Origin of the sequence: uncultured Psychrobacter sp., from assembly GCF_947495825.1 — a bacterium.
Lineage (GTDB): Bacteria > Pseudomonadota > Gammaproteobacteria > Pseudomonadales > Moraxellaceae > Psychrobacter.
The window spans coordinates 32,498-46,871 of sequence record NZ_CANMAH010000007.1 but is presented as its reverse complement, the minus strand read 5'-3'; the positions used below and the strand labels follow the sequence as shown (position 1 = coordinate 46,871).

Annotated in this window: 15 protein-coding genes; 6 read left to right on the top strand and 9 right to left on the bottom strand. The window is 41.6% G+C overall.

Annotated features, from left to right (window positions below; all coding sequences use genetic code 11):
• Positions 1-166: 166 nt before the first annotated feature.
• The 5 genes from tatC to Q0895_RS08695 form a co-directional block, all read right to left on the bottom strand.
• The gene (gene tatC, locus Q0895_RS08715) at positions 167-1,027 is read right to left on the bottom strand and encodes a twin-arginine translocase subunit TatC (protein ID WP_299187822.1); all 861 of its coding nucleotides are present in this window, start codon (positions 1,025-1,027) and stop codon (positions 167-169) included.
• Entirely contained in the window at positions 1,024-1,923 is a 900-nt protein-coding gene (tatB, locus tag Q0895_RS08710; RefSeq protein ID WP_299187819.1) for a Sec-independent protein translocase protein TatB, read from the bottom strand. Before tatB ends, tatC begins: the two co-directional genes overlap by 4 nt.
• A 70-nt stretch (positions 1,924-1,993) precedes the next feature.
• Positions 1,994-2,281, bottom strand: coding sequence for a Sec-independent protein translocase subunit TatA (tatA, locus tag Q0895_RS08705; RefSeq protein WP_299187816.1), 288 nt, complete (start codon positions 2,279-2,281; stop codon positions 1,994-1,996).
• Between the two features lie 177 nt (positions 2,282-2,458).
• On the bottom strand, positions 2,459-3,298 hold the full coding sequence (gene hisIE / locus Q0895_RS08700; protein WP_299187813.1) for a bifunctional phosphoribosyl-AMP cyclohydrolase/phosphoribosyl-ATP diphosphatase HisIE: 840 nt from the start codon (positions 3,296-3,298) through the stop codon (positions 2,459-2,461).
• A 79-nt stretch (positions 3,299-3,377) separates the two neighbouring features.
• Complete coding sequence (locus Q0895_RS08695; RefSeq protein ID WP_299187810.1) at positions 3,378-3,821, bottom strand: thioesterase family protein; 444 nt, start codon at positions 3,819-3,821, stop codon at positions 3,378-3,380.
• A 415-nt stretch (positions 3,822-4,236) separates the two neighbouring features.
• Here Q0895_RS08695 and rpmI point away from each other — a divergent pair, with 415 nt between their 5' ends.
• From rpmI to Q0895_RS08670, 5 genes are all read left to right on the top strand, one after another.
• Positions 4,237-4,434 carry a 50S ribosomal protein L35 gene (gene rpmI, locus Q0895_RS08690; protein WP_058369592.1) on the top strand — a complete coding sequence of 66 codons (198 nt, stop codon included), beginning with the start codon at positions 4,237-4,239 and terminating at the stop codon, positions 4,432-4,434.
• Between the two features lie 113 nt (positions 4,435-4,547).
• Complete coding sequence (rplT, locus tag Q0895_RS08685; RefSeq protein WP_075101938.1) at positions 4,548-4,904, top strand: 50S ribosomal protein L20; 357 nt, start codon at positions 4,548-4,550, stop codon at positions 4,902-4,904.
• 266 nt (positions 4,905-5,170) lie between these two features.
• Complete coding sequence (gene pheS, locus Q0895_RS08680) at positions 5,171-6,226, top strand: phenylalanine--tRNA ligase subunit alpha (protein WP_299187803.1); 1,056 nt, start codon at positions 5,171-5,173, stop codon at positions 6,224-6,226.
• Positions 6,227-6,294: 68 nt separating this feature from the next.
• Positions 6,295-8,712 (top strand): phenylalanine--tRNA ligase subunit beta, encoded by a 2,418-nt coding sequence (pheT, locus tag Q0895_RS08675; RefSeq protein WP_299187800.1) that lies wholly within the window; start codon positions 6,295-6,297, stop codon positions 8,710-8,712.
• Positions 8,713-8,916: 204 nt separating this feature from the next.
• Positions 8,917-9,216: an integration host factor subunit alpha gene (locus Q0895_RS08670; RefSeq protein WP_299187797.1), complete on the top strand. Its 300-nt coding sequence runs from the start codon at positions 8,917-8,919 to the stop codon at positions 9,214-9,216.
• Positions 9,217-9,428: 212 nt separating this feature from the next.
• Here Q0895_RS08670 and Q0895_RS08665 read toward each other — a convergent pair whose 3' ends face one another.
• Positions 9,429-9,794 (bottom strand): hypothetical protein, encoded by a 366-nt coding sequence (locus Q0895_RS08665; RefSeq protein WP_075103497.1) that lies wholly within the window; start codon positions 9,792-9,794, stop codon positions 9,429-9,431.
• Positions 9,795-10,359: 565 nt separating this feature from the next.
• Between Q0895_RS08665 and Q0895_RS08660 the strand changes: the two genes are divergently transcribed.
• The gene (locus tag Q0895_RS08660; protein ID WP_299187794.1) at positions 10,360-11,247 is read left to right on the top strand and encodes a neutral zinc metallopeptidase; all 888 of its coding nucleotides are present in this window, start codon (positions 10,360-10,362) and stop codon (positions 11,245-11,247) included.
• 171 nt (positions 11,248-11,418) lie between these two features.
• On the opposite strand, the gene Q0895_RS08655 is transcribed toward Q0895_RS08660, so the two are convergent.
• The 3 genes from Q0895_RS08655 to trxA all read right to left on the bottom strand — a co-directional run bounded on the left by Q0895_RS08655 (position 11,419) and on the right by trxA (position 14,119).
• A complete protein-coding gene (locus tag Q0895_RS08655; RefSeq protein WP_299187792.1) occupies positions 11,419-11,670 on the bottom strand; it encodes a hypothetical protein in 252 nt (83 codons plus the stop codon).
• A 339-nt stretch (positions 11,671-12,009) separates the two neighbouring features.
• Positions 12,010-13,278, bottom strand: coding sequence for a transcription termination factor Rho (gene rho, locus Q0895_RS08650; RefSeq protein WP_299187790.1), 1,269 nt, complete (start codon positions 13,276-13,278; stop codon positions 12,010-12,012).
• A 514-nt stretch (positions 13,279-13,792) separates the two neighbouring features.
• Entirely contained in the window at positions 13,793-14,119 is a 327-nt protein-coding gene (trxA, locus tag Q0895_RS08645; protein WP_299187788.1) for a thioredoxin, read from the bottom strand.
• Between the last annotated feature and the right edge of the window lie 255 nt (positions 14,120-14,374).

Genomic DNA, 14,374 nt, shown 5'->3' with positions numbered 1-14,374 from the left:
CAGATCAACAATGGCTGGCTGGCAGTTCGGTCATGATAACAAATGAAGAGAGCGATGTATGAAAGGTGGGTAGATAATTGACGTAACGTCAGTTAAATTTAAGTTAAATACGCTGTCGATTTTACTCAGTTGGCTATTGATACTCAGTAAACTCAATACTACCAACTTAGTCATTATCAGATGTTAAGGTCGCGCTTTTATCTTCTTTAATTAATATTTTAGCCAATAATAGCCCAAGCTCAAACAGCAACCACATGGGAATTGCTAACATCAACATAGACACACCATCTGGTGGCGTTACAACCGCTGCAATAGCGAAGCAACCAACGATGATATAGCGCCGCTTGTCTTCTAAACCCTGAATGGAGACGATACCAACCAATATCAATAGTAAGGTGACTACAGGGATCTCAAACGTCAAGCCAAATACCATGAATAGTTTTAGCGCAAAACTCAAATAACTGTCGATATCAGTCATTGGTAATACGTTTTGTGGCGCAAATACGATAAAGAACCTTAAAACACCTTTAAGCACAATAAAATAAGAGAAGGCGACACCAGCATAAAATAAAAAGATAGATGATGTCAGTACTGGTATAGCGATTCTTTTCTCTTTTTTATATAAGCCTGGAGCGACAAACGACCAAATTTGATAGAGAATGTAAGGCATCGCTACGAAGGCGGCAACGAATACAGTTAGGCGTATCGGTGCCATAAAATTGGAAGTAATATCTGTCGCAATCATGGTCGAATTGACTGGCAGCTGCGCGACCAATGGGTCAGATAAAAAGTTATATAGCTCGCGTGAAAACCCAACCAATGCCAAAAATATTACTAATATCGCCGCGCATATTTTGATTAAATGGCTACGTAGCTCTATCAAATGCTCAGTGATGGGCATATCGACAAGCTTGTTCAACATATCATCAGAACTATCATCGGATGCAACGTCTGTTTGATCCAATGAGCTGTCTTCGATTGCCGCTATTTTTTCTTTGCGACTCTTTTGTCGTTTAAACAAACTCATTTGGGTGCCCCGTGTTTTGTAAACGAGGGGAGAGTAGTGGAATCGTCATGATCTGTATTATGAGCAGAAGAGTTTTGTAATGAATACTTTTCTGATTGCTCAAACTCATCTTCATCAAATTCAGACTCCCAGTATTCATCAATAGGTGCCATTTTTTCATCTAAATCATGATGTGAAAAACTCGAATGCGAAAAGTCGTCATGCAACAGGTTGTCTGCTTCATAGTTGGGCAGATAGGGCGGGGCAGGCAAACGACGGGCTTTATCATAATCACTAAGACGAAACCACATGTTTTCCCATGGTCTGGTGATAAAGCGCTGCGGGATACTACTAGAAGCGTCTAAGGGCTCTTTAGCATTTTTGGCAGTCTGATCGAAGTTTGTATCAACAGAGTCAATGTCATCATATGCATCAGGTACAAAGACAGCAGATGGGTCTTTTGCCAGTCGATCTTGCTCATAATCATAAGCAAAGTCAGCTGGCATATCTGAGGACAAGCCAGATGCTTTTTCCTCTAACTCACTCATCATCGCTTCGTCATAGTCGTCTTCAAACGAATCATCGTTTGAATTATAATTGTTTGGATTCTTTATAGCATCCATACTCTGGTGCTGCGAATACTCAAACTCTTGCATACTACCGCGCAACTCTGCCATTTCGCGTTTCATATCCGCTTCAGTTTGACGGATTTTGGCAAGCTCGTCCTGCATTTGTTTGCGTGTCTCAGCCAAGTCAAGCTCAGCTTCGATTTCAGACTGCAGGGTCGAGACGGTACGGCGCAGCTTAGCGTACCATTGTCCAGCAGTACGCGCAGCCTGAGGTAGCTTTTCAGGGCCCAACACGATTAAGGCAATGACACCAAACAAGAGTAGTTCGGAAAATCCAATATCAAACATAATTGTCAAATATAGTCATGAACATACGATGCAACGACACTATTTATAAATAACTTATAAATAACGTGCATCATACTTTATGTTTATCATTAGAAGTAGTAGGACTGATTTCTACATCATCAACCTTAGTACCAGTCTGAGAATTCACTGAAGTAGTCGACTGTGTATCTGAGCTGGCGTCATGATCGAGTACACGGCGTTTACGCGCCTGTTCTGTCTCTTCATCTTTGACGGCTTCTTTAAACCCTTTTACTGCGCCGCCCAAATCTTTACCAGCGTTTCTAAGCTTAGAGGTGCCAAATACGACAACCACTACAACCAACAAAATTAGCCAATGGGTAATGGAAAAACTGCCCATAACGGTATCCTTATGTCTTGATGAGACCAATATATATCGTATTACGTTGCATCTATCAGCCGCACAATAAAATGTTTTTGCCAAATAAAATGCAAGTCATTAAAGATACATTATAACGCGCACTGACGATAAAAAGTTGAAAACAACAATAATTACACAAGCTTATTTTATCTACAGCTATCTTGCCGCTTTCTCATCAATGCCTGAGAGTCCAAAACGACGTCCCAACTCATTCAATACAGCATCAGATTCAATATCAAACCATGCCAACCCTACTAACGTATGAAACCACACATCGGCCACTTCATAAATGAGCTCATGCCGCGCAGCGTTGTACTGTGCTTCATCTGTCAGCTTGTCACAATTAGCGAAGTCTTTGGCAGCAATAATACTCTCAGTCGTCTCTTCACCCACTTTTTCAAGTATTTTATTAAGTCCGCGAGCATATAAACTCGCTACATAAGAGCTGTCTGCTGACGCCTGTTTACGTTCAGCCAACACACGGTCAAGCTGAGGCAATATTGCATTTTGAGCCGCTTGGCTTGATAAACTGTTAGCATCAGAAATAGTATTTCTATGAACAGTATTGTTTATATTATTACTAGTGTTTTCTTTCGATTGATAGATATCAGCAGGATCTTTTAGTACAGCATCGACTGTTTGCCAGACGGGCTCTGCTCCTGTCATGTCTAAGCGCTGATAAAAACAAGACTCACGTCCAGTATGACAAGCGATACCACCAATTTGAGTAACACTTAGCACGATGACGTCAGCATCACAATCCAAACGAATATCATGGACCTGCTGAGTATGTCCTGACGTTTCACCCTTGTGCCAAAGCTGATTACGTGAGCGCGAAAAATAGACTGCAGTTTGCGTTTTTGCCGTGAGCTGTAAGGACTCAGCGTTCATCCATGCCATCATTAAAATGCGTCCTGTATCGTAATCTTGAGCGATTGCAGGAATCAGGCCATCAGTATTAAATTTTATAGAGGTGAGCCAATTAGGTGTGGTCATAATCTATCTTCTTATAGACGTTTAGGTTGATAGAGAAGTGGCAAGCATAAGGGTTACAAATCCCACGTAATCGACGTCATTATAGCTCAAATGGTGATTGATTTAGCGCCTCTTTAACATCATTATTAAATGATATACTTCTATTGGAGCGATAATCATATTGAACAAAAGATTTGCGGGCTTTTGCTACTAGTGAACCATCATACATACGTGTCACCTTGATAGCCATCTCGCCATCCTTATCAGATATGTGCTCTATACCGACTTCAAATAATAGCTCTTCACGAGCGCGTACGCGGCTAATAATGTTCAGCTGTAAATTGCTCACAATCAAACCTTGATATTCTGCGTTGATCTCTTTGATACCTTTAGAATACAGAAACCTCGCCCTTGCTTCCGCCAATAATGCAATGAGAGATTCTAACGTCAGAAGCTGCCCAACATCAATCTCTGTGTTACGGACACGCATAACTGTCTCAAAGACAAATACTCTATCATCAAACTCTAACTCACGGTCTATCAACGTTATCTCCTACATAAGTTTTCACAACGTCTGAGACGCTATTGTCATCAATAAAACATAGCTTAGACGGACATTCAATCAAATTAGGAATAAGCGGTAGTATTATTTTACTAACTGCTGTAATTATGAACAAAATTAGGTATTTCAAGACCATTTTTTAGAGCGCTGCCTGACATTTTATGATGTTCTGATCACTTATCGTCGTAAGGTTGGTGTGTACCAAAAAGTACAATCTTTACAAAAAAGAGGTTACTTGGCCATCTGAAAACTTTACTTGGCAAAACAGCCTACCATCTGCTAAAATAGCCCCTCCCACCTCGAGGCAAATAGTTGTTTAGTGGTTGTTTTTAAAGCCACTATTTATTATCGACTGTTTGACGACCAGGTTCTATCAAAGACAAAGAGGCAACTCATCATGAAAGTTAAGATGAAAACCAGAAGCGGCGCTGCAAAACGCTTCAAAAGAACAGCGAATGGCTTTAAGCGTAAGCAAGCCTTCAAGAGCCATATCTTGACCAAGAAATCAGCTAAACGTATCCGCCAACTGCGCGGTCTAAAGATGGTAGACAAGTCTGACGAAGCAGCAGTTCGTCGTATGTGCCCATACATCTAATCGCCTATTGTCATCTGTTTTCTTAAATATTTGACTTTGCAATTTGATAACGATGTCTGCCATTTAAAGACATCGTGATTCGTTTAATAATGATTAAAATCTTGGAGTAATTTATGGCCCGTGTAAAACGTGGTGTACAGGCAAATCGCCGTCACAAAAAAATCTTAAAGCGTGCAAAAGGCTACTACGGTGCTCGTTCACGTGTTTACCGCGTAGCGGTACAAGCAGTCACCAAAGCTGGTCAGTATGCTTATCGTGACCGTCGCAACAAAAAACGTACTTTCCGTCGTCTTTGGATCGCACGTATCAATGCTGGTGCTCGCATCAATGGCTTAAGCTATAGCCGCTTTATCAATGGCTTGAAAAAAGCAAACATCGCAATCGATCGTCGCGTCTTAGCTGACATCGCTATGCATGATGCAGCGACTTTTACAGCATTGGTCGAAAAAGCAAAAGCGGAATTGGCCTAAATATTAACTGTCCTTTAGGTACTCAGCTTTTAAGCAGTGATCTAAAGGGATAGGACTAATATTGATTAATAGTACGATATTAATAAAAGCTACCGCTGGTCGGTGGCTTTTTTTATATTAAAATATTTCTGCTGTCTACATATTCAAGCCATTTATATCACAAGCCCTTATATTGAAATGACTGGGTAAATGGTTTGCAATATTTGGTCAAACCCCTACAATTACATACCGTTAATAATCCGTTTAAATCAGGAATAATGCGTCTTATGACTACCCCTGCTGCCACCAACGATTTGTCGGCGTTACCGACCTTGTCCTCAGAGCTTAGCGAGCTTAATGAAACTCAGCTCAATGATTTTGCTAGTGCTGCTGAAGCTTTAATCCTACAAGTAACCGATGCGCGTACCTTACAAGACTTACGTGTCCAGTTGACGGGCAAAAAAAGCGCGCTGACAGGTTGGTCAAAGCAGATGGGTAAGCTTGGTCCTGATGACAAAAAAGTCTATGGCGGTTGGTTGCACAGCGTGCGCAGCCGTATCGGGCAAGCGCTCACCGAGCAGCAGCAGCAACTAGAAATGGCAGCGCTCAATGCCAAGCTCGCCAAGGAGAGTATTGATATTACCTTGCCGGCGCGCGGTGGTAAAAAAGGCCATCTACATCCAGTGACAATGATTACCCAGCGCATGCAGCAGTATTTTGTGCAAGCGGGTTTTAATGTGGCGACAGGTCCTGAAGTTGAGAGCGACTACTATAACTTTGAAGCGCTCAATATCCCATCGCATCATCCAGCCCGCGCCATGCACGACACTTTTTATTTTGATGCGCATTACTTACTACGCACGCATACCAGCCCAGTGCAAATTCGCACGATGGAAAAGAATGAGCCGCCGATTCGTATTATCTGCCCAGGTCGCGTCTATCGTAACGATTCGGACCAAACCCACTCACCGATGTTTCATCAGCTAGAAGGCTTGATGGTCACAGAGTCGAGCACCTTTGCCGAGTTAAAAGGGTTGATTAGCGAGTTTTTAGAAGCCTTCTTTGCCAAAGAGCTGACCGTGCGTTTTCGTCCATCATTTTTCCCGTTTACCGAGCCGTCTGCCGAAGTAGATATTTTAGATGACAATGGCAAATGGCTAGAAGTTATGGGCTGCGGCATGGTGCATCCGCAGGTGCTGACCAATTGTGGTATCGATAGTGAAAAATATACTGGCTTTGCTTTTGGTATGGGTATTGAGCGCTTTGCGATGCTGTATTACGGTATCGATGATTTGCGTTTGTTTTTCCAAAACGACGTACGCTTCTTAAAACAGTTTGGCTAGCATGTCGTTATTGAGATGCCAACCTTTATTCTAAAATCTTTATTATAAAATTCTGACCCGAGATATTTATGAAAATTAGCGAACAGTGGCTACGTCAATGGGTAAACCCCAATAATACTAGTGAGCAATTGGCCGAACAGCTGACCATGGCAGGGCTTGAGATTGATGATCGTTTTGCAGTTGCGCGTGCCTTTCACGGTGTAGTCATCGGTGAAGTCGTCAGTGTTGAGCCGCATCCTGATGCAGATAAACTACGCGTCACGCAGGTCAATATCGGTGATGCTGAGCCGCTACAAATCGTCTGCGGTGCGCCAAATGTCCGCGTGGGTATGAAAGCACCTGTGGCAACTGTTGGTGCGGTACTACCCAGTGATGACGCCCGTAATGGTAAAGCGGGCTTTAAAATCAAAAAAAGCAAACTACGCGGCGTCGCCTCAAACGGTATGCTTTGCGGCGCATCCGAGATTGATTTGGTCGATAGTATTGATGGCTTGCTTGAGCTGCCAGCGGATGCACCGATTGGCACAGATATCCGTGACTATTTAGGTTTAGACAACCAAATACTCGATATCTCTATCACGCCAAACCGCGGCGATTGCTTTAGTGTGCGCGGTATCGCTCGCGAGATATCGGTCATCAATGACTTGCCGATGCAGCAACCAAAAATTGCGACCAACGACTTAGCAACTGATAGCGGCGCAAGCTTTGCTGTAAACGTAGAAGCGGTGGAGGCTTGCCCGCGTTATTTGTTGCAGTCGATTAGCAATATCGATCGCAGTATCGATACGCCAAAATGGATGGCTGATGCCTTGGTGCAGTCAGGACTACGCTCGCATAACTTTTTGGTGGACGTGACCAACTATGTATTGATGGAGCTGGGTCAGCCGCTACATGCGTTTGATGCCGATACCATCAAGGGTGATATCGTGGTGCGCTTGGCTCAGCCTAAAGAAACCCTAACTTTGCTCAATGATCAAACCATTACTCTAACGGGTGATGAGTTGGTCATTGCTGATGATGAAGGCGCGCTGGCGCTTGCCGGAATCATGGGCGGTAAGCGCAGTAGTGTGACCGACAGCACGACCAATATCGTGCTAGAGAGTGCGTTTTTTAATCCACTCGCCATCGCGGCGCGTGCGCGCCGTTTTGGCCTGCATACCGACGCCTCACAACGTTTTGAGCGTGGGGTAGACTTTGAATTACCAGAGCTAGCACTGGCGCGTGCTACTGATTTGATTACCAGTGTCACGGGCTCTCAAGCAGGGCAAATAGTAAAAGCAGAAAGCAGCGATCATCTGCCCACTCGTGCGCCTATTACATTACCTGTCGCTAAATTCCGTGAGGTCATCGGTATCGATATTGAGCCGGCGGTGATGGTACGTATCCTAACTCAGTTAGGGTTTGAGGTAGAGCAGCAAGCGGAAAGTCTGATCTGTACACCGCCATCGTATCGTTTTGATATGAGCATCCTCGAGGACTTAATCGAAGAGATCGCTCGTATCTATGGTTACGATAATATTCCAAGCGTCCTACCGCATTTGCAAGTCAGTATGGATTATGACGATACGGCTGATTTGACGCATGAGATGAAGCTTGCACTGGTCGATAATGGCTATATGGAAGCGATCAGTTTTAGCTTTAGTGATGCCAAACTTGAGACACTACTTGATGATGAGGCGCTGGGTGAGGTGTTGGCTTTGGCCAATCCTATCTCTAGTGATCTGGCAGTGATGCGCCGTACTTTGCTCTCAAGCTTGTTGCCGTGCGTGCAATATAACTTAAACCGTCAGCAGCCGCGCGTACGTTTTTTTGAGACGGGGCTTAGCTTTGTCGGCCAAAGCATCAGCGACTTGGTACAGACCCCAAGTATCGCTTTGGTAGCAGTTGGTGATGTTTGGGATGAGCAAGCCTATCAAAACCGTGCTTTAGACTTTTATGATCTTAAGCATGATATCGAGCAGCTACTTCCAGCCCAAATCGATCGTGCGCGCGTGTGCTACGAGCGTAGTGCGCTGGCCTTCTTGCACCCAGGTCAAAGCGCAAAGCTTTATATCGACGACATCTATGTCGGTTGGTTGGGTCAGCTGCATCCGAGCACTGCCAAACAGTTAGATATGCCGACAACTTGGGTGGCGCAGTTATCGCTTGCGCCATTGTTAGACTTGGCTCGTGAGCAGCACACCATCACCACGCCAAGTAAGTTTCCGCAAGTGCGCCGCGATATTGCCATCTTGGTAGACAGTGACATCAGCGTACAAACGCTAGAGTCAACGATACGTACCAACGCAGGTACGCTACTGGCAGATCTATGGTTATTTGATGTTTATCAAGGTGACAAAGTACCGATGGGACAACGCTCATTGGCCTTTGCCCTAGTATGGCAAGATGATAATCAAACTTTATCTGACGAAGTAGTAAAAACGAACACAGATAAAGTTATTGAATCATTGGTTCAACAGCATGGGGCGCAATTACGCGACAGTTAACTATATTTAGCTAAGTGACTATTAATAAAGAGATTTATTTCGAGATTTATTAAAAATTGAGTAAAAATACTTTATAATGCTTAAACTTGATTTAAAGATTCGGTTATTTTACAGCTGTAATCAGTAAGTCACTTATCTTTATATAGTAGTCATACCGCTAAACCATGATACCCGATATCTCGACATAGCATAGGAGTTGTACTTGTGAGTACCTTAACTAAATCTGACATGATCGAGCATTTGATGAATCATCTTAACTTGACGCGGCAAGAAGGGCGCTGTTTGGTTGAGAATTTTTTTGATGAGTTATCAGATAGTTTGATTGAAGGCAAAGAAGTCAAGCTTTCAGGCTTTGGCAATTTTGAGCTTAAAGACAAAAATAGTCGTCCAGGACGTAACCCTAAAACAGGAGAGCCGGTTGCGGTATCTGCTCGCCGTGTGGTAACGTTCAAAACTGGGCAAAAATTCCGCCAAAGAGTTGAAGAGCAATTATTTGATCAGTAATAACCAGTTTGAAGATTAGATTTAGGAATAATAACTAAGAAGAGTTGATGGTCACTCTTAGGTGGCCTTATCAGAGGTTAAATATTTATATTCTTAAAAAATAATTTTAAATATGGTAAGTGGTTACTAATAAATTTAAATATTACGCACAAAAAAAGAGAGCATAGGCTCTCTTTTTTTATTAATATATTCTATTACATGAGTAGCAAAAATTACTGAGCTGGCTCTTCAACAACTACAACTTCATCAGCAGCATCAACAGCAGCAGTATCAGTTTCGCTAGCTACGTCCATGCTAGTGCTAGTACCGTCTACAGGAACTTCAGCGTCCATCTCATCAGTAGCAGTTGCAGCTTGTGCTTCAGCGATGTCAGCTTCAGCATCAGCAGCGGCAGCTTCAGCATCAGCAGGAACAACTTCGCCTTCAGCATCAGCTTCGTTAAGCTCTTCTTGTGCGTCTTGCACTTCTTCTTGTGCGTCAGATAAATCTTCAGCAGCGTTTTCTGTGCTGCTATCGCAAGCAGTTAGGCCCATAGAAGCAGTCATGATACCAGCAAGAGCAAGTAATTTAAGTTTCATAAGATAATCTCCATAAAATAAAATGAGCAGTAGCCACAACAAAGGGTTGAACGTTCGAAGTATTTCGAAAGTCAACCAGTCCTAAGTACAGCTACTCAGCTTTCACGCATTCTATATGTTTTCTTTTCAAATGAGAAGAGAATGTACAATTAAGTAACAATAAAATAGTGAAGAAACTTTGTTAATGGCATTTCGATATAATTTTTAATACAACTTACGAAAATGTTTTCCGTATAATCAATTGGAACACAGAATAATCTATAACTAATAGATAGCTTTTGTAACTAAGGTTAAGAAACCGTAAAGAGTTTTAGTAAGTGCAAAAAACTTAATGAATCATCGTTATAACAAGTATTGATTAAGCAATTGTTCAAATAATAGCCAATGAAATAGTAAAATAATCGTATTAAAGGAAAAAATCTTCAATAACATCCAAATCATGAATTAAAACTAGCTTGTTGTGAGTTGTTTAGAAGATTATGTTTGATAGCAATATATTTTATGACTTAACAATAGTGATAGTTATGATTACAACAATATATATTATAAATTTAGAGGATATATTATGAAATGGCGAGGCAGGCGAGGCAGTTCTAACGTTCGTACCAGCAGCGGCGGCGGAAAAATGATCGGTGGGGGCATTGGCGGTATCATTATAGCTGGTATCTTATGGCTGGTCTTTGGCGTAAATCCAATGACAGCGTTGCAAACTGGACAAGTGATAACAGGCGGTGGTACTAGTACTTCAACTGAGCCAGCTACAGGTGATGATCGCGATACACAGTTTGTCAAAGTAGTATTGGCTGATACAGAAGAGGTATGGCATCAGATATTTAATGAAGGTGGACAAACTTACCAAGAGCCTTCACTGATTCTTTTTAATGGTCAAGTAAGCTCAGCTTGTGGTAGTGCTACTGCTGCTACAGGTCCTTTTTACTGCCCAGGCGACCAGACTATTTATTTAGATACATCGTTTTTTGCAGAAATGCGTCAAAATCTCGGTATCTCTAGGGATCAGCAGGGCTCAGGAGATATCGAAAATCAAGGCAGAGCTGGTGATTTTGCACAAGCTTATGTCATTTCTCATGAGGTTGGGCATCATGTACAAACGTTGCTCGGTATAACTCAGCAAGTCAATGAAGCCAGCCGTCAAGTAACTCGTACGCAGGCTAATAAGTTGTCTGTATTACAAGAGCTACAAGCTGATTGCTTTGCAGGGGTTTGGGCGCAGCGCAATCAACAGCGTGTACAATTTTTGGAGCCAGGTGATATAGATGAAGCAATCAACGCGGCAAGCCAAATCGGTGATGATCGTCTTGCGCGTGCAAGTGGTCGTGCAGTGACACCAGATAGCTTTACCCATGGGACCAGTCAACAACGTGTACAATGGTTCACTCGAGGTCTAGAGAGTGGTAACGTACAATCATGTGATACATTTAGCGGCGCTTTATAAACTATAAAGTCATAAAGAATATTTATAATTAACAATAGAAAATAAAAAGCCTGCAAGATCAATTGCAGGCTTTTTGTTGCTTTGATTCATACTATATAATTAAATATATTTAAAATAAAAAACGTTCAAAATATAAAATGAATATAGCTATAATCAATAATGGCTTATTTACTATCTGCTATTTTCGAGAATATAAGCACCAGCACCGCCAACTGCAGCACCACCAAGTGCGCCGCGAGCGATGTCTTTACTGTCGCCGCCACTTCTGATTAAAGCACCCGCTGCAGCACCTGCAGCTGCACCTTTAGCAGTATTACTTATACCGCTGTTATATCCGCCATATCCACCGGTTGAATTACAACCAGTCATAATTAAAGCTGAACTTGCAATAGCAGTCATCGCGATAGATTTAGCAAATTTCATGTTATCACCTATTAAATAATCAAAATTGAAATAAACAAAGTATATTACGTAAAGCTTATTTATACTGTAGATAATACTATACTTATAAACTCAGTATAGTCGTAGTAGATTGGCTAAGCTTTGCAAACACCCTGTAATTTATGTTGCTTCACTGTGTCATTGGTAGTGCTTTTACTGATAATTCTTGTATTTATTCAATTAATAAGCTAACACTTTTAAACGTTGTTATAAAGATTAAAGATAACAGAGCTTATTGAGTTTTAATTATCTAGTTTACTTAGCGCTATCTTGTTTAAAATTATTTGAAAATAAGTGCAATATAAATAAACACTAATTTATTTAGTTTTGAGATTTACGTTTCATTTGTTCAAAGAATTCATCATTTGTCTTAGCTTCTTTGAGACGATCTAGTAAAAACTCAGTTGCTTGAACACCATCCATCGGTTGTAACAACTTACGTAGTATCCAAACTTTGCGCAGTTTATCTTCATCAAGGATACGCTCTTCACGGCGAGTACCTGACTTTTTGATGTTGATCGCTGGAAAGACGCGTTTTTCAGCCAAATCACGCTCAAGAGTGATCTCTTGGTTACCAGTACCTTTAAACTCTTCAAAGATGACACTGTCCATTTTGCTACCGGTGTCGATAAGGGCGCTGGCAATAATGGTCAAGCTGCCACCTTCTTCAACATTACGTGCCGCACCAAAAAAGCGTTTTGGTCGCTCAAGCGCAGTGGCATCAAGTCCACCAGTCAATACTTTACCAGATGAAGGGATAACTGTGTTATAAGCACGAGCAAGACGTGTGATAGAGTCTAGTAGAACGACAACGTCTTGTTTGTGCTCAACCAGACGCTTGGCTTTTTCGATGACCATCTCAGCGACTTGTACATGACGCTGCGGCGGCTCATCAAACGTTGAGGCGACCACTTCACCGCGTACTGTACGTACCATTTCTGTGACTTCTTCTGGACGCTCATCAATCAGTAGAACAATAAGATAGCATTCAGGATTGTTACGCGTGATGGATTGGGCAATCGACTGTAAGAGTACGGTTTTACCTGCCTTTGGTGGAGCCACGATAATAGAGCGTTGACCTTTACCAATCGGCGCAATCAGATCAATGATACGTCCAGTCAAGTCTTCGGTCGTACCGTTACCAAGCTCAAGCTTAAGATGTTCGGTGGGAAATAGCGGTGTTAGATTCTCAAAAATGAGCTTATGACGTGAGCGATCTGGCGTATCAAAGTTGACTTCGCCTACTTTTAGTAATGCAAAGTAACGCTCAGAATCTTTTGGTGGACGAATGGTGCCAGCGATACTGTCGCCTGTCTTTAGGCTAAAACGTCTGATTTGGCTTGGGCTGACATAAATGTCGTCAGGGCCTGCCAAATAAGAGCCTTCTGATGAGCGCAAAAAGCCGAAACCATCTGGTAGGACTTCAAGTACGCCATCACCATAAATAGCTTCACCGTTACGAGCGTGCGTTTTTAGTATCGCAAAGATAATGTCTTGTTTACGGCTACGGGCCATATTATCAAGACCCATTTCTTTGGCAATAGCCAATAGCTCAGTGATTGATTTTTTCTTTAATTCAGTTAAATTCATAGGTAGGTCATTAACGATTTATCGGGTGAGAACTGCCATTAGCAGCACAACCCACGACATTGATTAAAACAACGATAGTGTAGCGATAGGATGTGTGCACAGAGTTGAACTTCATATAGCATTGATTTTTATGTGTCAGATTATCATCAGCTGCGCAAAACTGTGTCAGGATGACAAATGTGAATATAAAGAGGACTATATAAGAGTTTGGGATATAAAAGCTTGCAATGAAAGCTCCATATCAATAATTATAGTTAGTAATTTCGTTCAGTATACAACTGTGTTTTGTGTTGATAAACACGAGGAGAATAGCGTTAAGACGCATCAGAAAAACTTTATGTTTCTCTTGACAGCAGACTATACGGTTTTAAAGTTAGGCTTGTCAATTATTTTTGTTAAAAAATTTGCATAATTCGCTTATTTGCTAACAAAGATGCAAAAAAGCCATCATCTTGTACAGATAATGGCCAATTTCGATTATTTATTCAAATAATCGGTAGTGTCGATACGCAATTTATAAATGCTTATCAAGTACTTTAGCAAGTTCAGACTTTGGCTGTAGACCCATCACTGAATCTACCTTTTCGCCGTCTTTAAAGACGAATAAAGTTGGGATATTACGGATTCCAAAGCGGCTTGCTGCTTGTGGGTTATTGTCCACGTCGACTTTGACGATTTTTACTTTACTTTGATAGTCGTTGGCCAAATCTTCTAAGATAGGCGCTATTGACTTACAAGGACCGCACCACGTTGCCCAAAAGTCTACTAAAACGGGGATATCAGATTGTAATACGTCTTGGTCAAAATCTGTATCGGTGGTATTAACAATAAGGTCTGACATAATTATTCTCTCTTGTTTTATCATCTTTTGCCAGGAATAGATAAAAGTAGTTTGATAAAATAAGTATAAATATCTTATTGCTGTACAAGATAAGTGACTTATATTTATCCAATTAATTATCTACTTACGGCTTAAGAAGTATTGAATGGAAGTGAAAATGTGCCATTATATTAGCATGTTTGCCGCCTCTTGACAGACAAACGGCGGTTAAAATGCTTAACAACTAGTATTAGTACAATAAATCGAAACACAAAT